Genomic DNA, 26,012 nt, shown 5'->3' on the forward strand with positions numbered 1-26,012 from the left:
CTGTTATGACTTAATAAACGCGGACTGTTTCTGCAACCCAGATGTAGCGCGGCTTAGAATGCAACTCACATAAAAATTATATGGAGTTCTGCATGTTCGGTCTCGATGCGTTTCACCTGGCGAGGATCCAGTTCGCGTTTACGGTATCCTTTCACATCATCTTTCCGGCGATTACCATTGGCCTCGCCAGTTATCTGGCGGTGCTCGAAGGGTTATGGTTAAAAACGAAAAATCCGACCTGGCGCTCGCTATACCATTTCTGGTCGAAAATATTCGCCGTAAACTTTGGTATGGGCGTGGTTTCCGGGCTGGTGATGGCTTATCAGTTCGGCACGAACTGGAGTGGTTTTTCCGAGTTCGCCGGTAGCATCACCGGGCCGCTGCTGACCTATGAAGTATTAACCGCCTTCTTCCTCGAAGCGGGCTTCCTTGGGGTAATGCTGTTTGGCTGGAATCGGGTTGGCCCAGGACTTCACTTCTTCGCGACCTGTATGGTTGCGCTGGGTACTATTATTTCTACCTTCTGGATCCTCGCCTCCAACAGCTGGATGCAAACGCCACAGGGCTATGAAATTGTTAACGGGCAAGTCGTTCCCGTCGACTGGTTCGCCGTGATTTTCAATCCTTCCTTCCCTTATCGTTTGCTGCATATGTCCGTTGCTGCCTTCCTGAGCAGCGCGCTGTTTGTCGCGGCATCAGCCGCATGGCATTTATTGCGCGGTAATAGCACGCCAGCAATTCGCGCTATGTTTTCAATGGCGCTGTGGATGACGTTAATCGTCGCCCCGCTGCAGGCCTTAATTGGCGATATGCACGGGTTGAATACGCTGAAGCACCAGCCTGCAAAAATTGCGGCGATTGAAGGACACTGGGAAAATCCGCCTGGTGAACCGACCCCGCTGCTGTTGTTCGGCTGGCCGGATATGGAGCAGGAGCGCACCCGCTATGGGCTGGAAATCCCGGCGCTGGGCAGCCTGATCCTGACTCATAGTCTGGATAAACAGGTCCCGGCGTTAAAAGAATTTCCGAAGGAAGACAGGCCCAATTCCACCATCGTGTTCTGGTCGTTTCGCATTATGGCAGGGTTAGGCATGCTGATGATCCTGCTGGGCGCGTTTGCCCTGTGGCTGCGTTATAAGGAGCGGCTATACACCTCACGTCCTTTCCTGCGTTTTGCATTGTGGATGGGGCCCTCCGGTCTGATTGCCATCCTTGCTGGCTGGGTGACCACCGAAGTTGGCCGTCAGCCGTGGGTGGTTTACGGTTTGCAACGTACGGCGGATGCGGTTTCCGCACATGGTGATTTACATATGAGCATCAGCCTACTGTCTTTCTTTGTGGTGTATAGCTCGGTGTTTGGCGTGGGTTACAGCTACATGATCCGCCTGATCCGTAAAGGACCACAGGAAGATGAGCCGACCATTCCACCAACAGGCACGCCGGCACGGCCGCTTTCTGCTGTCGTTCTCGATTCTCAACCGGAGGCACACCGCTAATGGGTATCGATTTATCAGTTATCTGGTTTGTAATTATCGTGTTCGCCACGCTGATGTATATCGTGATGGACGGTTTTGATCTCGGGATCGGTATTTTATTCCCTGCGATTTCGGATGCGGATGACCGCGATGTGATGGTCAACAGCGTCGCCCCGGTATGGGACGGTAATGAAACCTGGCTGGTGTTGGGTGGCGCCGGATTATTCGGGGCTTTTCCCCTGGCCTATGCGGTGATTGTCGATGCGCTGACGATCCCGTTGACCCTGATGCTCATCGGCCTGATATTTCGCGGCGTCGCGTTTGAGTTTCGCTTCAAAGCCACGCCGGCGCATCGACCATTCTGGGATAAAGCTTTTCTCGGCGGTTCAATCCTCGCGACATTCACTCAGGGTATTGTGGTCGGTGCCGTACTCAATGGGTTTTCCGTCACCGGACGCAGCTACAGCGGCGGTCCTTTCGACTGGCTGACCCCCTTTACCCTGTTCTGCGGCGTGGGCCTGGTTGTAGCCTACGCCCTGTTGGGGGCAACATGGCTGGTGATGAAAAGCGAAAATCCGTTGCAGGATAAAATGCGCTGCGTGGCAAGAAAACTGCTGCTGGCGATGCTGGTTGTCATTGCCATTATCAGTCTGTGGACGCCGCTGGCGCACAGCGCCATTGCCGAGCGTTGGTTTAGCCTGCCTAATCTGTGGTTCCTGATGCCGGTTCCGCTCCTGGTTGCGCTGATTAGCCTCTGGCTGTGGCGCTCGCTGGGTCAGCAAAACAGCCATACGCTGCCTTTTGTATTGACGCTGGGGCTGATTTTTCTCGGGTTCAGCGGGCTGGGGATCAGTATCTGGCCCCACATCATTCCACCTTCCATTACGCTGTGGCAGGCGGCAGCTCCGGCGCAGAGTCAGGGCTTTATGTTGGTTGGCGCGCTGCTGATTATCCCGATAATCCTGGTGTACACCTTCTGGAGCTACTACGTTTTCCGCGGCAAAGTTCAACATGGTGAGGGGTATCATTGATGCAACAAACAATCTGGAAACGCCTGATGTGGCTGGTGATCCTCTGGGGCGGCAGCGTGCTGGCCCTGGCCGCCGTTGGTATGTTCTTTCGTCTCCTGATGACGGCCGCCGGATTTAAATCCTGATTCTCTCTCTGATAACAACCGGGCAGCGCTGCACTGCCCGGTTGTGACAAATCCCAACGTTATCTAAACAAAAATGTAAAAAACATCGAAATGACAAAACAGAGATTGTCATTAACCCGATTAAAATATTGAATAGTCACCTGGCGAAATTATCGTCAATTCCGCAGCTAACGTACCAGAGGGTGCATGATGTTTAAGAAAGGGTTAACGGTGTTATTGCTGGCCAGCGCGCTTTTTTCCGGTCAGCTTCTCGCTACTAATCAGGGACATGAATATCTTCAGGTGCAGGATGCCGATCACTTATTACGACACACGGCCGACAGCGATGAACTACGAATGACGGCGGAAGAATCCGCCGCCGATCTTCGCGAACACCATTACTGGCAAAAATCACGCAAACCCGATACACATCAGAGCTAACCGTTAGCTTTTACGCTTTGGCAACGTTTTCAGCAGTTCTTCAGGGCTGACGGAAGCCACCACGCTGCCCGGCAACGGCATCTTCAGAATGTGATGTTTCATCTTGCCGATCACGTGCATTTCGCACGGTCGGCAATCAAATTTCAGCGTCAGGACCTCATCGCCGTTAACCAGCTGCATCGGCGTGGCTTTCCAGCTTTTGATATTTCCTTTCGCCTGTTTCGGACACAGGTTAAACGCAAAACGCAGGCAATGTTTGGTGATCATCACCGGCACATCGCCCTTTTCTTCATGCGCCTCATAGGCGGCATCAATCAACTGCACGCCATAACGGTGATAAAACTCTCGCGCTTTATGGTTGTAGACGTTAGCCAGAAAGCTCAGATGCGTTTGCGGGTAAACCGGCGCCGGCTGGGCAACCGGTTTACGGCGACCGCGCTGATAGTTTTGCAAACGAGCTGCATCCAGCATGTCGACCGCTTCACGTCGCAGCTGATTCAGTTGACCGTTCGGCACGAACAATGCTCCCGGCAGATTCACCTGAATATTACGGGCGTAATACAGCGTTTGTCCCAGTTTTGCCAGGCCATCCTGCAGGTTGCTCAACGCTTTTTCTGCATTGTTCGCTTCCTCAAACTGGCCGTCCAGCGTATGGGTGATACTCACCCCCTCCTCACTGGTAAGCGTCAGGATCAACTGTTCCTGCCAGCCGCCCAGCTCAATATCGACCGCGACGCGGCGTTCGCTGGAGGTTTTGGTCAACGCTTGCTGCCAGTTATGATCGAGATTGCGGTTCAGCGGATGGTTGGCGCGCACTTTGTGCAGGTCGGCGGGCATTTCATTCGGCCACACCCGATAACGATTGTGCCCCGTTTTTTCAACGGTGTTGGCGCGAAATCCGACGACCTCACGCTTGATTAACACGTTCAGACCATCCCCGTTGGCCAGCGGTTCTGTTACCTCAACATCGAGATGATCTTTTGCCACCTTCAGGACTTCGCCAACCGGCAGACCGATGAACTTTGGTGAGTCGAATGCGCCGATATCCCCTTTACGGGCATTCACAAAATAATCGGTGCTGCCGCGATGGAAGGTCTTTTCCGTGGATGGAGTAAAGAAATGTTCGGTACGCCCGGCTGAAGAACGGGCAAGATCGCCGCGCTCTTCAATAATGGCGTCCAGCATCTGACGATAATGCGCGGTAATATTCTTCACATAGCTCATGTCTTTATAGCGCCCTTCAATTTTGAATGAGCGCACGCCTGCGTCAATCAACGCGCCGAGGTTGGCGGTCTGATCGTTATCTTTCATCGACAGCAGATGTTTTTCATAGGACACCACGCGCCCCTGATCGTCTTTCAGGGTATACGGCAGGCGACAAGCCTGAGAACAGTCACCGCGGTTAGCGCTACGTCCGGTTTGCGCATGTGAAATATAACACTGGCCTGAATAGGCGACGCACAGCGCACCGTGAATGAAAAATTCAATAGTTGCATCCGTAGCCTGATGAATGGCGTGTATCTGCTCAAGGCTTAGTTCGCGCGCGAGGACAATTTGGGTGAATCCGACGTCAGAAAGAAACTTCGCCTTCTCGACGCTGCGAATATCACATTGGGTGCTGGCGTGCAGCTCAATGGGAGGAATATCCAGCTCCAGAATCCCCATATCCTGCACAATCAGGGCGTCAACGCCGGTCTGATACAGATCGGTAATTAATCGCTGTGCGGGCTCCAGCTCATCATCATGCAAGATTGTATTCAGCGTCACAAAGATTTTCGCCCCGTAACGATGCGCAAACGGCACCAGTTCGGCGATATCTTTCAGGCTGTTACTGGCGTTATGACGCGCGCCAAAACCCGGTCCGCCAATGTAAACGGCGTCAGCGCCGTGCAAAATGGCTTCACGTGCAATGGCGGTATCCCGGGCCGGGCTTAACAATTCAAGGTGATGAGGCTGCTGGCGCATACAGTTGTTACCATCCACAAGTGGTAAAAATGGCGGCTATTGTAGTCACAAGCGCGGCTTTTCGGAATAGTTTTCCCGATTAACCGCGCGGGTAATGGATCAGGGAATGAAAGTGAACCGTTTGTTCGCTACTGTTACGGTAGCTATGCGCCCTGTCTCCCGCAAAACGCACCCCCTCGCCGGATTTCATGGTGCGCCACTGCCCCTCAATACACATATCCAGCAGCCCATTTATCACCACCACGTGCTCTATAACGCCGGTTTCATGCGGAGTCGATTCACTGAGTGCGCCGGGTGCCAGCTGTATCGAAAAATGATCGAAGCACAGCTGTGGGTCCCACGGAAACAATGGCGTGACGACCATCGCCTGCTGCTGGGGATCGAATGTTGGCGCGCCGTCTGACTCTGGCGGTGAAATAAACGTCGAGAATGGCACGTTCAGTCCGGTAGCAATTTTCCACAATGTCGCCACCGTTGGGCTGGATTCGTTGCGCTCAATCTGCCCCAACATGGCTTTTGACACGCCGGTTTCCTCCGCTAAACGTGACAGGCTCCATTCCCGCTGGTGACGTAGCGTGCGGAGCGTTGTGGCCAGATAGTGGGTTAAGTTTTCCATTTTTCGCCTTCCTGACTCTCCTTTCTCAAGGCTACAGCTTAGCACTTGTACGCTATAACGCACAGTGCTACATTGATTGACCGTTATAACGCACACGGAGTGACTATGCGCGCATTTTCCATCCCACTACCCACCGTATTATCGGGGTTTGTGGCTGTCCTGGTCGGTTACGCCAGCTCGGCTGCCATTATCTGGCAAGCGGCCCTGGCCGCAGGTGCGACCACCGATCAAATCGCGGGCTGGATGACCGCGCTGGGGATTGCAATGGGCGTCAGTACGCTGGCGCTGACGTTATGGTATCGCGCTCCTGTGCTCACGGCCTGGTCAACACCTGGCGCCGCGCTGCTGGTTACGGGTCTGCACGGGGTATCGATTCAGGATGCTATCGGCGTTTTTATCGTAGCTAACGCGTTGATTGTGCTGTGCGGCATAACCGGATTGTTTGCCCGTCTGATGAAAATAATCCCCCACTCACTGGCATCAGCCATGCTGGCCGGGATCCTACTGCGCTTTGGTCTGCAGGCCTTTAATAGCCTCAACAGTGAGCTTATTTTGTGCGGTAGTATGCTGGTGGCATGGCTGGTATTTAAAGTCACAGCCCCACGGTACGCGACGATCGCCGCGATGCTGGCGGGTATCGTTATCGCGCTAATAAAAGGTGACATTGTCACAAGCGGAGTGAATTTGTCGCCGGTCATGCCTGCGTTTATTGCCCCACACTTTTCATTTGCCCACAGTATCAGCATTGCGCTACCGCTGTTTCTGGTTACCATGGCTTCACAAAATGCCCCTGGTATTGCCACTATGAATGCCTCGGGCTATTCATTACCCGTTTCACCGCTCATTATCTTTACCGGTCTGCTGGCGCTGCTGTTTTCGCCGTTTGGTGTCTACTCCATCTGCATTGCCGCCATAACCGCCGCAATTTGCCAAAGTCCCGAAGCGCATCCTGATGCCAAACGACGCTGGCTCGCCGCCGCCGCGGCTGGCGTCTTCTATCTTCTGGCTGGGGTGTTTGGCGGTTCAGTCACAGGACTAATGGCGGCACTGCCCGTAAGCTGGATCCAGATGCTGGCCGGTCTGGCCTTGCTCGGGACGATTAGCGGTAGTTTGTATCAGGCGTTGCATAATGAAGCGGAACGCGACGCAGCCATCGTTACGTTTTTGGTCACGGCCAGCGGCCTGACGTTATTGGGGGTTGGATCTGCATTCTGGGGGCTGGTCGTAGGTGGTATCTGCTACGCCGTGTTGACGTTATTTCGCCGCACGTAGCTGCGTTGGCGTTTTACCGGTTACCTGTTTAAACCGGTTACTAAAATGGCTTGCCGAACTGAATCCGCAGGTCATCGCAATATCTGACAAACTGCGTGAAGTGTAACAGACCAGATGCTGCGCCAGCGCCATACGACGTTGCATCACGTACTGATGCGGTGCCATATTCATCGACTGGCGAAACATTCTGGCAAAATGGAATTCGCTGAGCGCCGCCTCGCTAGCCAGATCGTTCAGGGTGATCGGGTACGCCAGATGCGCGTCAATATAGGCCAGCACGTTACGCAAGGTGACGGGCGCGAGTCCCCCGGTGACGGTGGGCAATCGCCATTGAACGTTGCTGTAATGCTGGATCAGATGCGTTAACAGTAGCGAAGATGCCGCGCTGAGCGTGAGGTGATTGGCCGGTTGCTGCCAGTCGTTATCAAGCAGAAACTGACGGTAAACCGCCGTGATCCCCGGGTCACTGCCAAACGTGTGCTCGTCCAGCGTGAAGCTATAGGGGCTTTTATCCCAGACTTTTTCACCCACTTCGCGCAGATGTTCGTCGGTACAATAGAGATGAACAAAGGAGAGAGCGTCGCGGATATCCCAACTTGACTCGCTCTCTTTCGGCATCAGGCAAAAACGGTCCGGTCCGCCGCCATTCTTCCAGCCCCCCGCCGTTTTGTGGTAACTCTCGTAGCCATCCGCGATATATAAACTGAGCGTATGGTGATCGCAATACTGGGTGATGGTATCGCGTTTGTTTGACCAGGCCGCCAGTTGGATCCCTGAATGTAACGCAACCGATTCATGCAGCACGGCATTATGTTTGCGTAAGTTTTCAAAGGCATCGTAGGGCTGAGGCATACCATCACATTCAAAATAAGTTAGCAGGCTTTCAGTCTATAACAGCCACATATTGTTAACAGCTTCCTTTTCGCTTTTACGCTAAAAAAGCGCAAGATTTTGCAAGTCCGCCGCAAACCGATGAAAGCCTCCTGCCGCCAGACATGACACAGTGTGAACCTGAATCCAAAAAAGAGAGAGTTGTATGAACGCACTGTTGTACTGCCTGGTGGTGGTAATTTGGGGAACGACATGGATTGCGATTTATTTGCAGCAGGGCCCGGTTTCTGCGCCGGTTTCTATCTTTTGGCGCTTCGCCGTTGCCAGTTCGCTGATGATAGTGATCCTGCTGGTTAGCGGTAAATTACGCAAACTGTCTGGTCGCGATCATCTGTTTTGTCTGTTACAGGGTGGATGCGTTTTTTGCTTCAACTTCTGGTGTTTTTATACGGCTGCGGCCTGGATTAATACCGGCCTGGAGTCGGTGATTTTCTCAATGGCCGTCCTGTTCAATGCGGTCAATAGCTTCATCTTTTTTGGGCAAAAACCACCGCTGCGTTTCTATATAGCAGCCGGTCTTGGACTGACGGGCATTGTGACTCTGTTCTGGCAGGATTTGCTCAACAGCGGATTCAATCATTCCTTGCTGCTGGGTATCGGCTTAAGCGCCCTTGGAACCTTCGGTTTCTCATTGGGTAATATGATCAGCATGCGTCACCAGAAAAAAGGGCTGGAAGTGTTAACGACCAACAGTTGGGCCATGCTGTACGGCACGCTGTTGATCGCTGCCATTGCGCTGATGCGCGGGGACAATTTTACGCCACAGTGGACATTCAGCTATCTCAGCGCGCTGTTATATCTGGCTATTTTTGGCTCAGTGATTGCTTTCGGCGCTTATTTCACACTGGTAGGTCGCATTGGTCCCAGTAGGGCGGCATACAGTACCCTGCTTTTCCCGCTGGTTGCGCTAACGCTGTCAACATTGTATGAAGGATACGTCTGGCAAGTTAACGCTATTGCCGGATTGGTATTGATTTTACTGGGGAATATGGTGATGTTTGCCCGACCAGAAGTGCTGATGGGTAAACTATTCTATCGACGCCGGGTGGCATAAAAAAAACGCACCATCCTGAGATGGTGCGTTGATTATTATTGTGGTTTTTTGTTCACGTCAAACATGGTGGCATCCGTCGCCATGTCATCAATAACTTTCTTCAACGTTTCGAACGCCATCGGCGTATTTTCGTTGCTCAGATCTTTACCTTCACCCTTACGTACAACTTTAATTACCGGTTTATTGGTCGCAGCATCAATCAACTCACCCTCGAAATAGAGGTTGGTATCCATGGTACGGTGACCCGTTGCCATTTGTGTTCCCGCAACGAGTAGCGCAACCGGGATCACTTCATAGAACTGCAGTCCTTCTTTGCTCGTTGCAACACCGGTAATCGCTCCGCGGAAAATCAGGCTACGTGGCCCAGGGGTAGTAACCAGGGGCTTACGCTTGCTGATGGCGGATTTCAACTGGGTATTGGTGTAGGTCAGCAGTTGATCAAGAACCTGCTGCCCTACCTGCGTGGTAGGTTTAGGAACCGGATAATACGTTACCGGGTTATATACAATGTTGTCATATTTGGATTCGTTGTAGCTCGGATCAACCCAACGGAGTACGGTTTGTCCCGATGCTGATTGTGTTTCCTTCAAATCAGAGTAATTTTTTAAAAACCCAGAATATTTATCCGGCGCAGTCACTTTTGACGCACAGCCGGATAATGCCAACAAGCCAGTAAGCACTGCAACTTTAAATAAAGTTTGAGTACGCATGAAACGATCCCTTTAGTTTTCGCAATGATGCTTAAAAAGGATAGCAAAACCGTTTCATTTTGGATGTACTAAAAATGGTAAACACCGCACAATTTTCTCTCTACGCCCGGCACAAAAAATGCTGAGCGCAGAAAGAGTTAACCCAGGCGGGAGGTTCAGGCAGTTTTGCGTGCCAGCATTGTGGCAAAGCGCAGTTTAATTCGATTACCGTTTTCATCCGTACGATGAAGTTCACCCACGTCTTCGTTATATTTCAGCAGATCCCATCCGCTGTAATAATTGCGCAATTCTCCGGTTTTAAACGCGAACGGGAAACCCACGGTACACGGAAAATCATCGGTATCCATCGCCGCGACGATTAAGTTATATCCGCCCGGTTTAGTGCACCGCTGCATATTTTCAATAAGGCCAGGGATAGTTTTGGCTTCAAGGAACATCAGCACAACGGTAGAAAGAATAAAATCATATTCGCCATCAAAGTGTAATGCGTTGAGATCCGCGACGTTCGCGTGCAGATTGGTCAGCCCTTCCGCCGCTTTTATACGCTCAAGGTTAGCGATGCTCATGGGATTTTTATCCCATGCTGTCACGTCATAACCGTTTGCCGCGAGGTACAGGCTGTTACGACCGTTACCGCAGCCCAGGTCTAACGTTTTACCTGGCTTAACAATTTTTGCCGCTTCAACAACATCGGAATGCGTACGAGTTAAATCGTATTTCTCAGTAAAGTAGTTTTCGTCGCAAAGGGTCATTATTTATCCTCAGATTTCAGTAATGCAGCACGCTCCGTGCGGATGAGCAGTTTCCCCTGCATCAGCAATGCAAACGTACGTACCAGTAATAATGCAATGATAAAATTGGTAAAAATAAACAGTGGGATCGACAGCGTATGAAAAAATCCTGACTCGCTACCGTGGCCCAGATGCAGCCCTGTTGTTGCCAGAGCCGATACGCCAAACGAAAAGCTCCAGAAAGACGCATTAAATGGCTGTGACAAATACCACGGCATGAGCCGCAGCATGAACAAAAGTTGCAGCAGACCATAGCCGAACAACATTTTGGCTAACGTATCGCCCTCGCCGCCGTTGACGCTAAGCCAGGCGCTGCAGGCGACCAGCGCAGGCGCCAGTTGAATGCCAAGTGAAGTACGTAACACCGCAGGCAACTCGCCGCAGCTACGTAAACGTTGCAGAATCACCGGCTCCAGACTGAGCCAGGAAAAAACCCCGGCGCCCAAAAACACCAATCCTGCGTCGTTGAAACCCAGTGCGCCACAGGCCATTGCACTGATAAAGTTATTGGCGACGGTCGGCAGATACAGACCCGGCGTGGTGGCTTCCTCTGGATGCGATCCACGCCACAACCCTGCCGTTTGCCAGGCGGCGTAGGCCAACTGTATCACCACGCCAATGCTGAACAACCCAATCGCCAGCGGTCGATACCACGGGACAAAACCAATCGCGACCAGCATCGTTGTGGCCGGAAACAGACTGACAAAGCTGCTCATCACCGGGTGACGAATTTCCGCCAATACGCTATGCGGAAAACGCAGTAAACGGCTAAGAAAGGCCAGCGTCAGCAGCCCCCAAATGACCATTGCGAGGATCACTAAACCGTCGCCAATCAAGTGACTCACTGGCCACACCTGACTGGCATAACGCCACGCAAACCCCATCCCAATGATGCCCAGTACCATGCCAAAATAACCGGCCGGAAGATTGAGGACCCGCTCACTCTGCTTGTTCTTACTCATTTTGTTTATTTTTTAAAGTATATTTGAAATGCATTTTATGGAATTTCCGCTGATTTAGCCAGTGCGGAAAACTTTGCTACGTTTAACTAAGGTGCGCAACATGGAAATGAGCTATGACCAAATATCGTCTCAGCGATGAGTCTCGATCCTTTAGTTACCAGGATAATGGCAATAAAAAAAGCGTATTACTACGCCAAATCATTGCGCTCACTGATTTTAATGATGTCCAGGCCGGCACGCCCGGTGGCTGGATCGACAATGAAAGCGTGCTGTCACAAAGCGGTGATTGCTGGATTTACGATGAAAACGCGCTCGCATTTTCCGGCGCGACGATTACAGGAAACGCCCGCATTACTCAGGCAAGCGTGGTCAGAGATGGCGCGCAAATTAGCGATGACGTGTGGATTGACCGGGCTGAAATCAGTCATAACGCGCAAATACGTGACAACGTCACCATTCAGGATTCTGTGGTTCGCGGCGAGTGCCTTGTCTTTGGTGATGCGCGCGTGGTGTGTGACTCTGAAATCATCGCCGCCAGGGGGCTAACCCGTGAAAACGACCAGCTCCTGCAAATTTATGATCGGGCTTTTGTCAGCCACTCACGAGTGGTGCATCAGGCGCAGATCTATGGCGATGCGAAAATCAACTATGCCTTTATTGAACATCGGGCGGAAGTTTTTGATTTCGCACAGGTGGAAGGTAATGAAGAGAACAATGTCTGGATTTGCGATTGCGCCAAAGTCTATGGATATGCGCGCGTCATCGCCGGGAGCGAAGAAGATGCCATACCTACCCTACGCTACAGTTCGCAGGTGGCGGAGCACGCGGTAGTTGAAGGTAACTGCGTGCTGAAACACCACGTGCTGGTCGGCGGTCATGCGCAATTACGCGGTGGACCGCTCCAGTTAGATGACCACATCCTGATTGAAGGCCACGTCTGCGTGCTGGGCGAAGTGCTGATCGAGCATCACATTGAGATAACCGGTCAGGCGCATATCCAGGCGTTTGATGGCGATGCCATTCACCTACGCGGACCGAAAGTGATTAACGGTGAACAGCGCATTACGCGCACGCCTATCGCAGGTTTATTCTGAAGAGCCATCAATGATGCGGGCGTAGAGATTCACATCATAGTAATAACCATTAAGGAATTCCGCCTGTTGCATACATCCTTCCAGTTGGAAGCCATTACGTAGCGCCACCTGGTTGCTCTCAACGTTTTCTACGCGACATTTAATCACGAAGCGGCGAATCTCCTGACGCTGCGCATAATGATGAATTAAGGCCTGTAGCGCCTGGGACATGATGCCTTGACCCTGATGTTCCTCATCCAGCCAGTAGCCGATATAAGCCGCTTTGTTCAGCGGTTCTATCTGGTTAAACGAGATAACCCCGACCACATTTTCTTGAGCAAAAATCAGGAACATTTTGGCGTAACCGCGCTGGTGCAACATCATATTGCCCTGCACATTCTTGCGGGTGTCCTCCTCAGAGGCAACAAACTGCGGCCAGTTCAGCGACTGCTGGAGCCAGCTTTTATTTTTAAGCACCAACTGATGCAGAGGCGTGACGTATTGCTCTTCTACGGCACGCAGTTCCAGCGTGTCATTGATGGTAATCACTTCTGACATTTTCATTCCGTTATGATGGTTAAGCAGGCCACCCTGCTTATCAAATAAAAACAGGAAGGGCTCCCTTTTGGAAGCCCTTTTACACAGCAAGCGCCGTTTTACTTAGCTCTCACTGACACTCTCTTTTTGCAATATTTTGAGCAGATCTTCCTTCAGGTGGAGTTTCTGTTTCTTAAGGCGAACAATGTCCAAACTATACCCCCGACCATCCGAACCTTCCAGTCTGGAGATCTCATGATCAAGGCTGTTGTGTTTTTCGAATAAGGACAGAAAGCGAGGGTTCTCGGATTTCAGTCGGGAAATAAGGTCTCTGTATTCTGGAAACATACTTTCTCCCTGTTAGTGGAAAAGGACGTGTATAAGAAATACACACCTCCAGAGTACCCACTTGACTTACAGAAAAATGCGAACGGGATCGAGTAAATAGTGTACAGAATGGTTGTGAAGAGGATTACAGATACGGCTCCCCATTCGGAGAGCCGTAAAGGGAGTGATTAACGCATCTCGCGGTCGTCAACGTACTGACGTTTATCCGGCGCTGGCGGGAAGTACTGATACAACCAGGTTTCACTGATGGCGTCGCCCTGACAACGCAGGAACATACGCATATCTACCGGATCGGTTGAGTCAGAGGTCGGATACCAGTCAAACTGAATGCGATAACCGTCGATAGGTTCCACGTAAAGGATCTCAATCTGTTTCGCTTCACCGCTGGAGAGCGTAATCACCGGTTCAATACCCTTCGGCGCTGCGGCTTTTAGATCGCCACCAACGAAATCAACAGCAAAACGTCGCGCCCATTTTTCCGGGTAGTGCTCGCCCGGCGCCCATCCTTCCGGGAAGCCGCCCATGCCTGTTCGGGTCGCCATCACGCGAGCCAGCGGTGAACGCACCGGCGGCTGAGCACTCCAGTACAGGCGATATTTGAATTCCAGATCATCGCCCGCTTTGATCGACCTTTCAGGCTGCCAGAAGCAGACGACGTTATCCAGCGTTTCGCCGGTCGTCGGGATCTCCATCAGGCCGATAGTCCCCTTGCCCCACTGGTTACGCGGTTCGACCCACAGGCTCGGACGCTTGTTGTACCAGCCCATGATATCCTGGTAATGGGAGAAGTCGCGATCGAGCTGCAGCAAGCCAAACCCTTTCGGGTTGTTATCGGTATAGGCGTTGAACTGCAGTTTTTGCGGGTTGTTCAGCGGGCGGCAGATCCACTCGCCATTGCCCCGCCACATCGCCAGACGGTCGGAATCATGAATTTGCGGGTGAATGGTGTCGCACATCCGACGTTCGTTGTTGCCGCAGCTAAACATGCTGGTCATCGGTGCAATACCGAGCTGCTTGATGTCTTTGCGCGCATAGATGTGGTTTTGTACATCCATGATCACCTGCGTTTTCTCGCAGTGGATCACGAACTTAAATGCGCCGGTTACGCTGGGGCTGTCGAGAAGCGCATACACGGTAAAGGAGGTTGCGCCCGGTTTGACCGTTTCGAACCAGAAAGAGGTGAAATCAGGAAACTCTTCTTTACTGTCGGTGTAGGTATCTACCGCCAGACCGCGGGCCGATAAACCGTACTGATAGGTGTCATCCACGGCGCGGAAATAGCTGGCGCCCAGGAAAGAAACGATATCGCGACGGGCTAATTCTGGCGCTTTAAACACGCGGAACCCGGCGAACCCGAGGTCAGTCTGCCCTTCCAGCTGTTTGGTATCCACGCCCGCATCATTGTATTTAAACAGTTCCGGGCGGAAGTGGATTTCGCGCGCCATATGCGTGCTGCCATCAACCGAGAACATGCGTACGCGGCGACGGAAGCCCATTCCCACATGGAAGAACTGCGCATCAAGCTGACGATTTTCAACATTGTTCCACAGAGACTGCTCTGCGTCATATTGAATGCTGTTGTAGGCCTGCGGCGTCAGTTTGGCCAGCGTGTCAGGTAACGCGCGCGGTGCGCCGCCCCAGGGCTTCTGTGCTAAGTCATGGGCCATCGATTGCAGAACGGAAAAATCAAAACGTACGGTTTTTCCGTCTGCAATGTCAGACTCTGCCGCAAAGGCGGCGCTGGAAAAGAGTGATGCAATACCACTGGTTCCGCACACGGCGGCCATTGCCATTGAACCTTTAATAAATCGTCTGCGATTCATGCCTGAAAGTAAGTCCTTCTGGTCGTGTAAATGGTCCCGCGCCGGCCATAATCAGCGGCAAGAGAGTGCACATTTCTGACCGCTCACTCTAGACAAAATTCATTAATAATCCAATTGTTGGTCGCCGATTATCTGTACAAAATCGAAAATATTTTATGTCGATGGGAACAGACCGAATCCCATGTAAATTCAATTAAAGTAAACCACACCGCCGTTTACTGCGATCTTGCGCCTCCTGATACAACGCAAACTCATCATAAACCGCACAACCCAGCGCCTGTTCAAACGCGTCGCGGCTGGAATTACCGTGGCTACGGGCCTGAGTTTCATTCCCCAGATTAGACTGGAAAATCCCCGCGGCGCTCACCGGTAAAAAATCTTCGTAGGTAATGGGCTGAGCAACCAGCCAGCCCCGCTCAATGAGCGGTTGCGGGTCGTCATCCGGGCGAATCGCCTGTCGATGCGCCTCGCCCGACGGCGTCAGCCGGTAGCGGAACCAGGCAAGCCCCTGCTGGCGCAGCAGAAATTCGCTGTCCGGGAATGCTTTGAACACCTCCTGCAAATGCAGCTGATGTGTCAGGTTGTCTTTTCCCGTTCCCGCTTTATTCAGCAATTCGTCGTACAATGCTCTGCCTTTCGGCGTCAGGGCCACGCCGCGCTGTTCGATTTCACCAAAACGCGCCGTGTGAGTGCCACGCATTTCACCGGCAAATAACACCGGCTCTTCCAGCGCTTTAAAACTGGTCTGGCGCAATAAAATGGGCACCTCGCGGCGCGGCGGCCCTTCAATCAGTATTTTGGGTTCAATGCCGCACTCCGGCATCATCGACTGAACCCGGTCGATATCCAGCGTACGCGGCGTCAGATGGTTGATATGACACCCAGGGAAACACACCACATCAGCAATCAGCCGGTGCTCATTGTGCAATGCGTGATAGGTCGCCTCATCGACCGTGGCATGCTGATGCCAGCGGAAAGTTTCCAGCGCTTCTTGCACAAACTCCTGCGCCTGCTCAGGCGTAAAACTGCCCTGCACATCAAACTCATCCAGCAGTTCGTGACAACGACGGGTGAAAATATCGCGTTTTGCGAGGATCTCCGCGGCTTTTTGCCGTAGCGCGGCGTTTTCGATTAATTCGAGCCGCAATAACGAGGTGAATACCCGAAACGGGTTGCGCGAAAGCGACGCATCGTCAATGGGACGAAACGCGGTGGAATGCACGGGAACACCGGCCTGGGAGAGATCGTAATAACTCACCGGATACATGCCCATAATGGCAAACATCCGGCGTAGCGTAGAAAGCTCCTGCGCAGTGCCCACCCGAATGGCGCCGTGGCGCTCAACGTTTAGCCGGGCCAGCTCATCTGCATTCGCCAGTTTTTCATGCAGCGTAGGATTATTTTCCAGTACCGCCAGATTCACATCAGCGACAAGTTCCAGCAACGTGCCATATTGCGGGACTTCCTGCTGGTACATTGCTGACATTGCCTGCGAAAATTGTTCCCGAATCTCATCTGCCGTGATGGTGTTCGCCATAATGTCATGCCTCCAGTGAATATTACCTGGAGTGTAGAAAACGCCGCTGACTCCGGTGGGAAGAATTTACAAAGTGTGACCCCGCGTAAATTTCCCACCCCTACAGACGGTGAACAGAACCTACTGGCGTGGTTTTAAATGACTTTCCAGCCAGGGCAACATCTGTTTTTTACGGCTGAGCATCCCCTCCACCTTACAGGGCTGCGGGATGTCTGACAGCGCTGAACCGGCAAACCACAGGCTGGTGTCGCCCAGATTAATATCGGTGAGCATCAGTACAACCAGCGCGGCATTCTTTTCCTCTGCATAGCGCGCCATTTCCAGACGGAGATCGTCCAGCACCGCATCCACCTGTTGCAGCGCATACAGTTCAAGCTGCGCCACACAAACAGAATGTCCATGAATGGTGAAGGTTTTAATGTCTTTCTGCAGAAGCTCGCGAGCGCTCATGCCTTCCACGCTTGTTTTAGCAGACAGCAGGTCGCGACTAAACGCCTCGAGATCCACACCGGTTTTTTGGGCCAGGGCCTCCACCGCCAGGCGATCGTCAGAGGTGGTCGTTGGTGAGCGAAGCGTGACAGTGTCACTCAATGCAGCACCCAGCAATAAAACGGCCTCAGCGGCAGATAACTGGCTGCGCTCCTCTTCCGTCATCAGTTGCCATAACAGCGTCGCGCTGCTGCCAACTGGCTTCACCCACACTTCTGGTGGCAGACGAGTGACTAATCCACCGAGTCGGTGATGATCGATAATTCCCACGACGTTACTTTCTGCCAGCGATGCCGGCCCCTGGGCAGGCTCGGTGAAATCGACCAGCCACACATCACGATCGGTCAGTTCAAACGTCAGCCGTTCGGGCATCGTCAGTCCTGCATGTTCAAAGATAAATTGCGTTTCGCGGTTAGGTTCGCCCAGACGCCATGCCGTCGCCTGCTGGCCACGTAAAGTAAGCCAACGCGCCGTCATGGCGGCGGTACAAATGGCATCGCTATCGGGGTTAAGGTGCCCTATTACATCTATCATTAATCAGTACCTTGTGAAGAGAATGGTTCAAAAGCAAACAATAACGAAAGTATATCGACTGGACGGATTCTCTTCCATGATCCCACCACCCGGTGACGCTGTACAAAACATAAGCAAAATAAATCAGTTGTAAGTAAAATAGGATAAATGTTAATAATATTTTGCTATCAGGTTATCAAAATCGAACAACTTCACTTGTCACCGATACGACTCTGTTTTTAACATCGCTTATGGAAAAAAATGTTCTGTTCAATCAGCGCATTCGCTTGCGCCACCTTCATACTTTTGTCGCCGTTGCACAGCAGGGAACGTTGGGCCGCGCGGCTGAGACCCTTAACCTGAGCCAACCAGCCCTCTCCAAAACGCTGAATGAACTGGAGCAACTGACCGGTACCCGGCTCTTTGAGCGTGGCCGCCTTGGCGCACAATTAACGCTGCCCGGAGAACAGTTTCTTACCCACGCAGTCAGAGTGCTGGATGCGATCAACACCGCCGGACAAGCCTTAAACCAGCGCGAAGAGTCACAGACGGATGTTGTACGGATTGGCGCCTTACCCACCGCGGCCCTGGGCATTCTGCCGGCGGTCATTGGCCCGTTCCATAAGCAGCAAATGGAGACCACGCTGCAGGTTGCCACCATGAGTAATCCCATGATCCTGGCGGGTTTAAAGTCAGGGGAAATTGATCTCGGCATTGGCCGTATGGCCGATCCGGAATTGATGGTTGGTCTGAACTACGAGCTGTTATTTCTGGAATCGCTCAAACTGGTCGTGCGCCCTAACCACCCGTTGTTGCAGGAAACCATCACGCTGAGTCGGGTGATGGAGTGGCCGGTGGTGGTTTCACCAAAAGGAACCGCCCCTCGCCAGCACGCAGAGGCGTTGTTGCAAAGTCAGGGCTGCAAAATGCCGCCGGGCTGTATTGAAACGCTGTCAGCATCACTCTCCCGCCAACTGACGGTCGATTACGACTATGTGTGGTTTGTCCCTTCAGGCGCGGTTAGAGAAGATTTACGCCAGGCGACGCTGGTGTCGTTGCCGATACCCACCCACGGTGCGGGTGAACCCATCGGCATTCTTACCCGTGTCGATGTGCAACTCTCTCAGGCCGCGCAGATCCTGATCGCCGCAATACGCAAAACCGTACCGTTTTGATGCCAAAAATTAAGGGACCATCAGGTCCCTTAATTGATTTTATTGTTAAAACGTTTCCCAGTTATCGCCACTGGCAGTTGCCGCCTGCGGGCGTGAATGGTCAGGCTTTGTCGTCACAGGCGCGCGTTTAATAGCACTTGTCCCTGTTAAACGGAATGTGCCAACAGCTTCCGTTAAGCGCGCCGCCTGCTCTTCCAGCGATGCCGCTGCGGCAGAGGCTTCTTCAACCAGCGAGGCATTTTGCTGCGTTACCTTATCCATTTCTGAAATTGCCTGGCTCACCTGGACGATACCCCGGCTCTGCTCATCAGAGGCCGCCGCAATTTCCAGCATAATGTCGGTGACGCGTTTTACCGCATCGACAATATCCGTCATCGTATTGCCCGCAGCGACCACTTCTCCGGAGCCCTGGTCAATCAGTCGGACTGATTCGCTGATCAATCCTTCAATCTCTTTTGCCGCCTGAGCGCTGCGGCTTGCCAGCGTGCGCACCTCACTGGCAACCACGGCAAACCCACGGCCCTGCTCTCCTGCCCGCGCCGCTTCAACCGCTGCGTTCAGCGCCAGAATATTGGTCTGGAAAGCAATGCTGTTAATAACGGCTGTGATTTCGGAGATTTTCTTCGAACTCGTTGAGATATTGCCCATAGTTTTGACCACGCCAGAAACCATCTGACCGCCCCGACTGGCCTTACCGGAGGCATCTTCTGCCAGCTTGCTCGCATGATGCGCGTTGTCGGCGTTTTGCTTCACCGTCGCCGTCAACTCTTCCATACTGGCCGCCGTTTGTTCAATCGCCGCAGCCTGTTGTTCGGTACGTGAAGACAGATCGGTGTTCCCCGCCGAAATCTCACTGGTACCGCGATAAATCTCTTCCGCGCCCTGACGCACCGTGCCTACCGTTGTCCCCAGCGAACGTTGCATTGTTTGCAGATGGCGGCTCAGGCGACCAATTTCGCTGCGCCCGGTCGGTTCCTCCGGCATGGTGAGATCCCCCGCTGAAATTTGCTCAATACGCTGGGCGGCACGCAACAGAGGATGAATGACGGTACGACGCAGAACAATGAACGTCATCACGGTCAGCGCCAGCGCAAGAACAAATGCGCCCAGCATAAAAGCCATACCAAGCTGTGTACGCTGATGCGCCTGTTCGCTTAACTGATTCGCCCTGGTGGTACGAATGTCGATCGCCTTTAACAGCACCTTGTTGTAAGCAGAGTCCAGCGGTCTGGCCTGTTCATTTTCATGGTTGATGATCGCCTCAAACATGCCGTTTTTAGCGTACTTCAGCATCGGCTGTAAGCCGTCGGTATAGGCTTTGAAGCTGGCGCTCAGTTCAGCGTCTAACGCTTCATCGGCAGACGTTTTTACCGCGCGTGACATATAAGCATTGAAACCGTCCTGCGATTGCTTAATCCGTTTTTCTGCCTCGGCGATATTGGCCTTCATGTCATCCATTTCGGCAATACGGCTCGCCGCGCCGGCGTGGATCATGTTGATACGCGCGGTACGCAAGTGGTTAGAGCTGTTAGATAACCCCATCCTGACCTGAATCTCATCGGTTACGTCGCGCTGATCGCGATCGGCCTGCATAAGAAAATAGCTTGCCAGCCCGGAACTTAAGGCGAACAACAGAAGGATGCCACCGAGAATGGAGGAAAACAGCGGAACCAGCCGGATTTGATGCAGAAAGCCCAGTTTATGCTGGGCTTGCATCGATGTAATGTTGTCCATGACCGTCGACTCTCTTGTAGGGTTTATGCGTGAAAACACGCCCGTTAGATAGTCATCGGCAATCCGGGAAGTTTACTTACCGTGAAAAGCGCCGGATTCGTCACACTTTCACAACATAATTCAAAAAAATTCAGGAAAGTGCCAGCGGTGAAATCCGCTGGCCAATGAATCAGTTATCGCCAAAGTGGATAACGGTACGGATGGATTTACCCTGATGCATTAAATCGAACGCGTCGTTAATCTGCTCCAGCGGTAAACGGTGGGTAATAAACGGATCCAACTGAATTTTCCCGCTCATCGCATCTTCAACCATACCAGGAAGCTGAGTACGCCCCTTCACGCCGCCAAACGCGGAACCGCGCCAGACACGCCCGGTAACTAACTGGAACGGGCGTGTTTTGATCTCTTGTCCGGCTCCTGCCACGCCAATAATGATGCTTTCGCCCCATCCTTTATGGCAGCATTCCAGCGCCGCGCGCATCACGTTAACGTTACCGATACATTCGAAACTAAAGTCCACGCCGCCATCGGTAAGCTCGACAATCACATCCTGAATCGGTTTGTCGTAATCCTTCGGATTGATGAAATCGGTCGCGCCCATTTCACCTGCCAGCGTAAATTTTTCCGGATTGGTATCAACGGCCAGAATACGCCCGGCTTTCGCCTGCGCCGCGCCCTGAATCACCGCCAGGCCAATACCGCCCAGACCAAATACGGCGACGGTATCGCCTTCTTTCACTTTTGCGGTGTTATGGACCGCTCCGATACCGGTGGTCACGCCACACCCCAGCAGACACACTTTGTCCAGCGGAGCCTGCGGGTTAACCTTCGCCAGAGAGATCTCCGCGCAAACGGTGTATTCGCTGAAGGTGCTGGTGCCCATATAGTGATAAATCGGCTCGCCGTTATACGAGAAACGGGTTGTGCCATCCGGCATCAGACCTTTGCCCTGGGTCGCACGTACGGCCTGACACAGGTTAGTTTTACCCGATTTACAGAACTTACACTCGCCACATTCTGCGGTGTATAGCGGGATCACATGATCGCCCGGTTTCAGGCTGGTAACGCCTTCACCCACTTCAACCACAATGCCGCCACCTTCATGGCCGAGCACCGCCGGGAAAACCCCTTCCGGATCGTCGCCTGAGAGCGTAAAAGCATCAGTATGGCACACGCCTGTGTGGGTAATTTTAACCAGCACTTCACCTTTCTTTGGCGGTGCGACATCGATTTCGACAATTTTTAACGGTTGGCCGGGGCCGAATGCAACTGCTGCACGTGATTTCATTTGTCTCTTCCCATTATTGCGAGGTGATGGTGTTATTTTAGATAAGCACGCAGAAGATGGCCGATTTCAGCCATGCGCACGGCACGCTGGTCTGGGGTTGTTTCCCCGCTGACCAGTTCGTCTTTCAGGTGGATCTCAACCATTTCGCCCATCAGGCCATTGGATGCGCCGCGCACGGCGGCAATTTGTTGCAGGATAGCCAAACACGGCTCGCCGGACTCCAGCGCGCGCTCAAGCGCATCAACCTGACCGCGAATACGGCGTACACGGGTGAGAATGCGTTTTTTATCTTCGGGTGAATGCGGCATACGCCCTCCAAATACTATAGGGGGGTATACTATCAGTATTTTTAACTAATTGTAAAATAAATAACTTGTTATTCTTTAATGATTTGCACAAACAGCACATTTAGATATATGTGGACATATCACCGTGTAAAGCGGTTTTAGAGCCGCAACACCGAGCGCTTTGTCGATGTATTCTGCATCGCTGAACAGACCGGATTTTTTCTGGAGCAGCGTAACTGGTTTGTCACTCGCAAAGAACAGTCAGTTGAAGACTCATGTAATTATGAACAATACGAATACCCCCGACTACAAACCGGGGGTTTCTATTTTTTAATACGCTATATATAATAATTAGTTACTTATTCCGTAACTGCACACTCTGGCACGCGAATTTCCTTAATGAGCCTGGAAAAACTTTTTAACGAACACATTCCCTGACTATTTTTCTCTTCACATGCAATTAATTTTAAATCAACTTTGCCAGCAGGTTTTTCTAACGACAACGGTTGTATATCCCTCATATCTCTCAGCGTCTGATAAACAAATGAAACCTGAACCCAATCCGTATTATCACTGGTTCTTTTCCACTTTTCGAATACAAGCTCCCCACCAGGAGGGGTATTATCGGGTTGACCGGGTAGCGACCAGTTAAGATCTAAAGCCCCGCTTAAATTTGCAAGATTGGTATCATGACCAGCAATAAACAACAGAGATACGGGTAATTTTATGCCATACCTGTTTTCTGTTGTACCATTTGTCAATAATGCAGTGTCTATCATATCGAGTAATGGTGTGGCCCTACTACGGGCAACTTCTGGAGTTCTTTGCAAAAGATCAAACTGAGCGTTATGCAGACTTAACAAATCTCTCCATTCTTTTTCTCCCGTAATACGCCCCCAGGCTACCTGTGGCATTCCCTGGGCCTCTTGCAACAGAAATATCTCAGTCAGCGTGGAAGAAAGACTCCAGGCACCAGGTAATGATACATTGTCAGGAGTTACCTTAAGTTCAGACGGTAAAGCCTCTGGTAATGTGCATTTCGTAGACTTTTCTGTAGTCTTACATGTCTCCGATTGTGAGAAATTTAAAACATTTTCCAGGGTCCGAAATGAAGATTGATAGCGTTGGGTATACAGTTCAATATTTCCTCCGGCCCGTTCCAGAATAGCGTTTTTAACCTGCAATGTGTTAAACGAACATTTCCCCATTTTTACCGGATTAAAAAGAGGATCATTTTTTTCTTCATCCTTCTGATAATGCACTTGAATTTGACATTTTGGTGCTAACCCAGCCAGAAACGCCTCACCCGTTTTACGGGTGCGTTGATCCGTGTCTGCAATAACAGCAACCTGCCCTGGAGATGGGCACGTTTGATTATTCAACAGACCTTTGCTCGTGAACCATAAACGTTGATACTGACCTAATTCAGAAACAAGTTCTCCCCCACGAGGCGTTAGCCATCCTAACGGCACATCCCATTGTGGCCATTGATCGGGTGTGACATTTTTCATTATTGGAGTGAACTTCGTAGGTGCTCTTACTCCATGACGACTCACTATCACAACCCGCTCAAGTTTCATACCATTCTGCTCTTCAGCATGTATTGAGAAAGAACCGCATAAGAGAGAAAAAAATAATAAACGAATGATGAATGTACTCATTACCAGCACCACCTTTTCGTAAGTGAAAAACAAACAACTCGTATAAGCCAGTTCGATAACTGGTTCTATCAGATAGAAATAATCCTACTCCTGAGTTCACAACAATCCAACTTTTTGAATAACAACTTTGTCTCTTATCGAAGTATTAAAGGAGCGCTAATTTAGCCGCGCTGGAAAGGTATCCAAGGTTATGGAATCGTTGGCAATTTACAACGTCCTGTCATTGAAAGGATAATTGATCCGGTATAAATAAGGTGGGCGGAAGCCTTCTTTGACTATCAATTTACCCGCAGCAAATCACTGTATCTCGTTGTATAACGTGGTGAAAGCATGTCTCGCTTCATCGCCCACGGCTGCTGTATCCCTTGCCCGGCAAAGTAGAGCGTTCCTTTCCCCTTTTCAGCATTAAGAGTATCCAGTAGGTCCATCAATTTATCGCTGTTACGCCGCGGGGCGTTATTATCAAAAAGATTCAGCTGTGCAACGCCAGAGCTAAAAAAATCCCCCAGCATAACGCCCGCTTTTTGATAACGTAGCCCCTCTCGCCAAACGGCGTCCAGGCTGCGCGTGGCTGCTGTAATAATGTCCCGGCTATCCTGAGTTGGCGTCAGCAGTTTTATCGATGCGCTGTTACCGTAATAAGGTTCATTCAGGGCAAACGGACTGGTTTTGATAAACGTAGAGATAAACCGGCAGTACTGGTGTTCTCTGCGCAGCTTTTCCGCAGCACGTGAAGCATAGGTGCAAATGGCCTCTCTCATGGCGTTGTAATCCGTGAGTTTTTCACCAAACGATCTTGAGCAGATAATTTCCTGCTTATCCGGCGCAAATTCTTCCAGCGCCAGACAAGGCTCACCGCGCAATTCCCGGACGGTTCGCTCAAGCACGACGCTGAAATGTTTACGAATGAAGCGAATATCGGTATCCGCCAGGTCGAGAACCGTTTTAATGCCCATGACGTCCAGTTTCTTGCCGATACGGCGTCCGATGCCCCAGACTTCATCAACCGGGAGTGCTGCCATCAGCTTACGCTGGCGTTCAATATTTGAGAGATCCACGACTCCGCCCGTCTGTTCCTGCCACTTTTTGGCCGCATGGTTCGCCAGTTTGGCCAGGGTTTTGGTCTGAGCGATACCGACCCCAACCGTAAGACGTGTTTTCTGCAAAATGGTTGCTCTGATTTCCTGACCAAAATCCGTAAGATCCCTGCAGTTTCGCACGCCCGTTAAATCACAAAAGGCTTCATCAATACTGTATATCTCCACGCGTGGCGACAACTCCTCCAGAATCGACATCACCCTGCTGCTCATATCCGCATACAGTTCGTAGTTCGAACTAAAACAGAACACGCCATAGCGCCTGAACAGATCTTTCTGTTTGAAGTACGGAGCGCCCATATTAACGCCAAGCGCCTTTGCCTCTACGCTGCTGGCAATAACGCAGCCATCGTTGTTTGAAAGAACGACAACGGGCTTCCCTTTCAGATCAGGCCGGAATGCCGACTCACAGCTGGCATAAAACGCGTTAACATCCACCAGTGCAAACATCATCAGCCCGCTGCTTTAATGATAAATGTCACCACGCCAAATATATCCAGCGTGTCCTCGCTGCTAATCATGATCGGCGCGTAGGCGCTGTTCTCTGGCTTCAGCATCACAACCGGATGTAATTGCAGGCGTTTAACGGTGAATTCGCCCTCAACGGCGGCAATAACGATGTCTCCATGGGCAGGTTTTCTGGCGCTGTCGACAATCAGTAAATCGCCCTCGCCGATCCCTGCCCCCCTCATGGAGTCGCCAGATGATTTAACAAAATAGGTTGCGCTGGGATGCCGTACCAGCAGGTCATTGAGGTCGATACGTTTCTCAACGTAGTCCTGCGCAGGAGATGGAAAACCGCAGGGCACAAGATCGCTAAATAACGGAAAGTGTTTAATTTCGCGGCGTTCCGCAGGCTGGAAAAACAACATAATAATCTGCCTCTCATTTACTGTATTTATATACAGTAGTTTTAATAAGAGCAGCAATCAAGTAGCGAGTGTGATGAACTGGACGTTGTTTAACCATCTTGCCGGTAAGTTTTTATGATGTCTGGAAAAATAATCGGCTAATAAATATCCTCCGGCATAGCCGGAGGTTTTTCGGATGCGCCTATAAGGCTCTGTTACCAGCCGCGCCCTAACAGGCGCATACGATCTGACATTTGCATCAGACTTCGTTACTTACGGCCCGTAAA

The 26,012-nt window shown here is 51.6% G+C and carries 25 protein-coding genes; 8 read left to right on the plus strand and 17 right to left on the minus strand.

Translation table 11 applies throughout. The features are described from left to right. Nucleotides 1–92: 92 nt before the first annotated feature. The 4 genes from BZK42_RS26220 to BZK42_RS26235 all read left to right on the plus strand — a co-directional run bounded on the left by BZK42_RS26220 (nucleotide 93) and on the right by BZK42_RS26235 (nucleotide 3,051). On the plus strand, nucleotides 93–1,496 hold the full coding sequence (locus BZK42_RS26220; RefSeq protein ID WP_016153156.1) for a cytochrome ubiquinol oxidase subunit I: 1,404 nt from the start codon (nucleotides 93–95) through the stop codon (nucleotides 1,494–1,496). Beyond that, nucleotides 1,496–2,506, plus strand: coding sequence for a cytochrome d ubiquinol oxidase subunit II (gene cydB, locus BZK42_RS26225; protein WP_016153157.1), 1,011 nt, complete (start codon nucleotides 1,496–1,498; stop codon nucleotides 2,504–2,506). The genes BZK42_RS26220 and cydB overlap by 1 nt, the downstream gene beginning before the upstream one ends. Further along, the gene (locus BZK42_RS26230) at nucleotides 2,506–2,631 is read left to right on the plus strand and encodes a DUF2474 domain-containing protein (protein ID WP_003020230.1); all 126 of its coding nucleotides are present in this window, start codon (nucleotides 2,506–2,508) and stop codon (nucleotides 2,629–2,631) included. The genes cydB and BZK42_RS26230 overlap by 1 nt, the downstream gene beginning before the upstream one ends. Before the next feature lie 189 nt (nucleotides 2,632–2,820). Next, on the plus strand, nucleotides 2,821–3,051 hold the full coding sequence (locus tag BZK42_RS26235; protein ID WP_016153158.1) for a DUF2554 family protein: 231 nt from the start codon (nucleotides 2,821–2,823) through the stop codon (nucleotides 3,049–3,051). A 3-nt stretch (nucleotides 3,052–3,054) separates the two neighbouring features. Here the strand turns inward: BZK42_RS26235 and BZK42_RS26240 are convergent, their stop codons facing one another. Further along, nucleotides 3,055–5,016 carry a peptidase U32 family protein gene (locus BZK42_RS26240; protein WP_046275600.1) on the minus strand — a complete coding sequence of 654 codons (1,962 nt, stop codon included), beginning with the start codon at nucleotides 5,014–5,016 and terminating at the stop codon, nucleotides 3,055–3,057. A gap of 79 nt (nucleotides 5,017–5,095) precedes the next feature. Then, on the minus strand, nucleotides 5,096–5,632 hold the full coding sequence (locus BZK42_RS26245; RefSeq protein ID WP_016153160.1) for a helix-turn-helix domain-containing protein: 537 nt from the start codon (nucleotides 5,630–5,632) through the stop codon (nucleotides 5,096–5,098). A 105-nt stretch (nucleotides 5,633–5,737) separates the two neighbouring features. Between BZK42_RS26245 and BZK42_RS26250 the strand changes: the two genes are divergently transcribed. Beyond that, nucleotides 5,738–6,904, plus strand: a complete 1,167-nt coding sequence (locus BZK42_RS26250) for a benzoate/H(+) symporter BenE family transporter (RefSeq protein WP_080860989.1) — start codon at nucleotides 5,738–5,740, stop codon at nucleotides 6,902–6,904. Here BZK42_RS26250 and BZK42_RS26255 read toward each other — a convergent pair. Then, nucleotides 6,887–7,756 (minus strand): AraC family transcriptional regulator, encoded by an 870-nt coding sequence (locus BZK42_RS26255; RefSeq protein WP_016153162.1) that lies wholly within the window; start codon nucleotides 7,754–7,756, stop codon nucleotides 6,887–6,889. The genes BZK42_RS26250 and BZK42_RS26255 overlap by 18 nt on opposite strands. Nucleotides 7,757–7,940: 184 nt before the next feature. On the opposite strand from BZK42_RS26255, the gene BZK42_RS26260 reads away from it, so the two are divergent. Then, a complete protein-coding gene (locus tag BZK42_RS26260; RefSeq protein WP_016153163.1) occupies nucleotides 7,941–8,849 on the plus strand; it encodes a DMT family transporter in 909 nt (302 codons plus the stop codon). Nucleotides 8,850–8,884: 35 nt separating this feature from the next. Here BZK42_RS26260 and BZK42_RS26265 read toward each other — a convergent pair whose 3' ends face one another. The 3 genes from BZK42_RS26265 to tehA form a co-directional block, all read right to left on the minus strand. Continuing rightward, nucleotides 8,885–9,559 (minus strand): DUF3313 domain-containing protein, encoded by a 675-nt coding sequence (locus tag BZK42_RS26265; protein ID WP_019076834.1) that lies wholly within the window; start codon nucleotides 9,557–9,559, stop codon nucleotides 8,885–8,887. 155 nt (nucleotides 9,560–9,714) lie between these two features. Beyond that, the gene (gene tehB / locus BZK42_RS26270) at nucleotides 9,715–10,311 is read right to left on the minus strand and encodes a tellurite resistance methyltransferase TehB (protein WP_019076835.1); all 597 of its coding nucleotides are present in this window, start codon (nucleotides 10,309–10,311) and stop codon (nucleotides 9,715–9,717) included. Beyond that, a complete protein-coding gene (gene tehA, locus BZK42_RS26275; protein ID WP_016156593.1) occupies nucleotides 10,311–11,312 on the minus strand; it encodes a dicarboxylate transporter/tellurite-resistance protein TehA in 1,002 nt (333 codons plus the stop codon). Before tehA ends, tehB begins: the two co-directional genes overlap by 1 nt. A gap of 113 nt (nucleotides 11,313–11,425) precedes the next feature. On the opposite strand from tehA, the gene ydcK reads away from it, so the two are divergent. Continuing rightward, nucleotides 11,426–12,406 (plus strand): YdcK family protein, encoded by a 981-nt coding sequence (ydcK, locus tag BZK42_RS26280; protein ID WP_080860991.1) that lies wholly within the window; start codon nucleotides 11,426–11,428, stop codon nucleotides 12,404–12,406. On the opposite strand, the gene rimL is transcribed toward ydcK, so the two are convergent. The 5 genes from rimL to BZK42_RS26310 all read right to left on the minus strand — a co-directional run bounded on the left by rimL (nucleotide 12,398) and on the right by BZK42_RS26310 (nucleotide 17,653). Then, entirely contained in the window at nucleotides 12,398–12,943 is a 546-nt protein-coding gene (gene rimL / locus BZK42_RS26285) for a 50S ribosomal protein L7/L12-serine acetyltransferase (RefSeq protein WP_080860993.1), read from the minus strand. The two genes, ydcK and rimL, sit on opposite strands and share 9 nt — an antisense overlap. Before the next feature lie 102 nt (nucleotides 12,944–13,045). Further along, a complete protein-coding gene (locus BZK42_RS26290; protein WP_003833168.1) occupies nucleotides 13,046–13,270 on the minus strand; it encodes an HP1242/YdcH family protein in 225 nt (74 codons plus the stop codon). 167 nt (nucleotides 13,271–13,437) lie between these two features. Continuing rightward, entirely contained in the window at nucleotides 13,438–15,093 is a 1,656-nt protein-coding gene (locus BZK42_RS26300) for a glucan biosynthesis protein D (protein ID WP_029139548.1), read from the minus strand. Between the two features lie 193 nt (nucleotides 15,094–15,286). Next, nucleotides 15,287–16,630, minus strand: a complete 1,344-nt coding sequence (hglS, locus tag BZK42_RS26305; protein WP_016156596.1) for a 2-oxoadipate dioxygenase/decarboxylase HglS — start codon at nucleotides 16,628–16,630, stop codon at nucleotides 15,287–15,289. 120 nt (nucleotides 16,631–16,750) lie between these two features. Further along, entirely contained in the window at nucleotides 16,751–17,653 is a 903-nt protein-coding gene (locus BZK42_RS26310) for a manganese-dependent inorganic pyrophosphatase (protein ID WP_065554425.1), read from the minus strand. Nucleotides 17,654–17,883: 230 nt separating this feature from the next. Here BZK42_RS26310 and BZK42_RS26315 point away from each other — a divergent pair, with 230 nt between their 5' ends. After that, complete coding sequence (locus BZK42_RS26315) at nucleotides 17,884–18,807, plus strand: LysR substrate-binding domain-containing protein (protein ID WP_080860995.1); 924 nt, start codon at nucleotides 17,884–17,886, stop codon at nucleotides 18,805–18,807. A 45-nt stretch (nucleotides 18,808–18,852) separates the two neighbouring features. Here the strand turns inward: BZK42_RS26315 and BZK42_RS26320 are convergent, their stop codons facing one another. The 6 genes from BZK42_RS26320 to BZK42_RS26350 all read right to left on the minus strand — a co-directional run bounded on the left by BZK42_RS26320 (nucleotide 18,853) and on the right by BZK42_RS26350 (nucleotide 25,746). After that, on the minus strand, nucleotides 18,853–20,541 hold the full coding sequence (locus BZK42_RS26320; RefSeq protein ID WP_080860997.1) for a methyl-accepting chemotaxis protein: 1,689 nt from the start codon (nucleotides 20,539–20,541) through the stop codon (nucleotides 18,853–18,855). A 169-nt stretch (nucleotides 20,542–20,710) separates the two neighbouring features. Further along, nucleotides 20,711–21,829, minus strand: coding sequence for an S-(hydroxymethyl)glutathione dehydrogenase/class III alcohol dehydrogenase (locus BZK42_RS26330; protein ID WP_016153173.1), 1,119 nt, complete (start codon nucleotides 21,827–21,829; stop codon nucleotides 20,711–20,713). 32 nt (nucleotides 21,830–21,861) lie between these two features. Beyond that, a complete protein-coding gene (locus BZK42_RS26335; RefSeq protein ID WP_003833178.1) occupies nucleotides 21,862–22,137 on the minus strand; it encodes a metal/formaldehyde-sensitive transcriptional repressor in 276 nt (91 codons plus the stop codon). Between the two features lie 338 nt (nucleotides 22,138–22,475). Continuing rightward, on the minus strand, nucleotides 22,476–23,777 hold the full coding sequence (locus BZK42_RS26340; protein WP_080860999.1) for an AppA family phytase/histidine-type acid phosphatase: 1,302 nt from the start codon (nucleotides 23,775–23,777) through the stop codon (nucleotides 22,476–22,478). Between the two features lie 278 nt (nucleotides 23,778–24,055). Then, a complete protein-coding gene (locus BZK42_RS26345; RefSeq protein ID WP_029139549.1) occupies nucleotides 24,056–25,324 on the minus strand; it encodes a Y-family DNA polymerase in 1,269 nt (422 codons plus the stop codon). A 2-nt stretch (nucleotides 25,325–25,326) separates the two neighbouring features. Next, nucleotides 25,327–25,746, minus strand: a complete 420-nt coding sequence (locus BZK42_RS26350) for a translesion error-prone DNA polymerase V autoproteolytic subunit (protein ID WP_016153176.1) — start codon at nucleotides 25,744–25,746, stop codon at nucleotides 25,327–25,329. Between the last annotated feature and the right edge of the window lie 266 nt (nucleotides 25,747–26,012).

The organism is Citrobacter braakii (assembly GCF_002075345.1).
Taxonomy (GTDB): Bacteria; Pseudomonadota; Gammaproteobacteria; order Enterobacterales; family Enterobacteriaceae; genus Citrobacter; species Citrobacter braakii.

Coding starts and splice junctions, on each gene's coding strand:
- BZK42_RS26220 (WP_016153156.1), top strand. CDS start 93: ATGTTCGGTCTCGATGCGTTTCACCTGGCGAGGATCCAGTTCGCGTTT.
- cydB (WP_016153157.1), top strand. CDS start 1,496: ATGGGTATCGATTTATCAGTTATCTGGTTTGTAATTATCGTGTTCGCC.
- BZK42_RS26230 (WP_003020230.1), top strand. CDS start 2,506: ATGCAACAAACAATCTGGAAACGCCTGATGTGGCTGGTGATCCTCTGG.
- BZK42_RS26235 (WP_016153158.1), top strand. CDS start 2,821: ATGTTTAAGAAAGGGTTAACGGTGTTATTGCTGGCCAGCGCGCTTTTT.
- BZK42_RS26240 (WP_046275600.1), bottom strand. CDS start 5,016: ATGCGCCAGCAGCCTCATCACCTTGAATTGTTAAGCCCGGCCCGGGAT.
- BZK42_RS26245 (WP_016153160.1), bottom strand. CDS start 5,632: ATGGAAAACTTAACCCACTATCTGGCCACAACGCTCCGCACGCTACGT.
- BZK42_RS26250 (WP_080860989.1), top strand. CDS start 5,738: ATGCGCGCATTTTCCATCCCACTACCCACCGTATTATCGGGGTTTGTG.
- BZK42_RS26255 (WP_016153162.1), bottom strand. CDS start 7,756: ATGCCTCAGCCCTACGATGCCTTTGAAAACTTACGCAAACATAATGCC.
- BZK42_RS26260 (WP_016153163.1), top strand. CDS start 7,941: ATGAACGCACTGTTGTACTGCCTGGTGGTGGTAATTTGGGGAACGACA.
- BZK42_RS26265 (WP_019076834.1), bottom strand. CDS start 9,559: ATGCGTACTCAAACTTTATTTAAAGTTGCAGTGCTTACTGGCTTGTTG.
- tehB (WP_019076835.1), bottom strand. CDS start 10,311: ATGACCCTTTGCGACGAAAACTACTTTACTGAGAAATACGATTTAACT.
- tehA (WP_016156593.1), bottom strand. CDS start 11,312: ATGAGTAAGAACAAGCAGAGTGAGCGGGTCCTCAATCTTCCGGCCGGT.
- ydcK (WP_080860991.1), top strand. CDS start 11,426: ATGACCAAATATCGTCTCAGCGATGAGTCTCGATCCTTTAGTTACCAG.
- rimL (WP_080860993.1), bottom strand. CDS start 12,943: ATGTCAGAAGTGATTACCATCAATGACACGCTGGAACTGCGTGCCGTA.
- BZK42_RS26290 (WP_003833168.1), bottom strand. CDS start 13,270: ATGTTTCCAGAATACAGAGACCTTATTTCCCGACTGAAATCCGAGAAC.
- BZK42_RS26300 (WP_029139548.1), bottom strand. CDS start 15,093: ATGAATCGCAGACGATTTATTAAAGGTTCAATGGCAATGGCCGCCGTG.
- hglS (WP_016156596.1), bottom strand. CDS start 16,630: ATGGCGAACACCATCACGGCAGATGAGATTCGGGAACAATTTTCGCAG.
- BZK42_RS26310 (WP_065554425.1), bottom strand. CDS start 17,653: ATGATAGATGTAATAGGGCACCTTAACCCCGATAGCGATGCCATTTGT.
- BZK42_RS26315 (WP_080860995.1), top strand. CDS start 17,884: ATGGAAAAAAATGTTCTGTTCAATCAGCGCATTCGCTTGCGCCACCTT.
- BZK42_RS26320 (WP_080860997.1), bottom strand. CDS start 20,541: ATGGACAACATTACATCGATGCAAGCCCAGCATAAACTGGGCTTTCTG.
- BZK42_RS26330 (WP_016153173.1), bottom strand. CDS start 21,829: ATGAAATCACGTGCAGCAGTTGCATTCGGCCCCGGCCAACCGTTAAAA.
- BZK42_RS26335 (WP_003833178.1), bottom strand. CDS start 22,137: ATGCCGCATTCACCCGAAGATAAAAAACGCATTCTCACCCGTGTACGC.
- BZK42_RS26340 (WP_080860999.1), bottom strand. CDS start 23,777: ATGAGTACATTCATCATTCGTTTATTATTTTTTTCTCTCTTATGCGGT.
- BZK42_RS26345 (WP_029139549.1), bottom strand. CDS start 25,324: ATGTTTGCACTGGTGGATGTTAACGCGTTTTATGCCAGCTGTGAGTCG.
- BZK42_RS26350 (WP_016153176.1), bottom strand. CDS start 25,746: ATGTTGTTTTTCCAGCCTGCGGAACGCCGCGAAATTAAACACTTTCCG.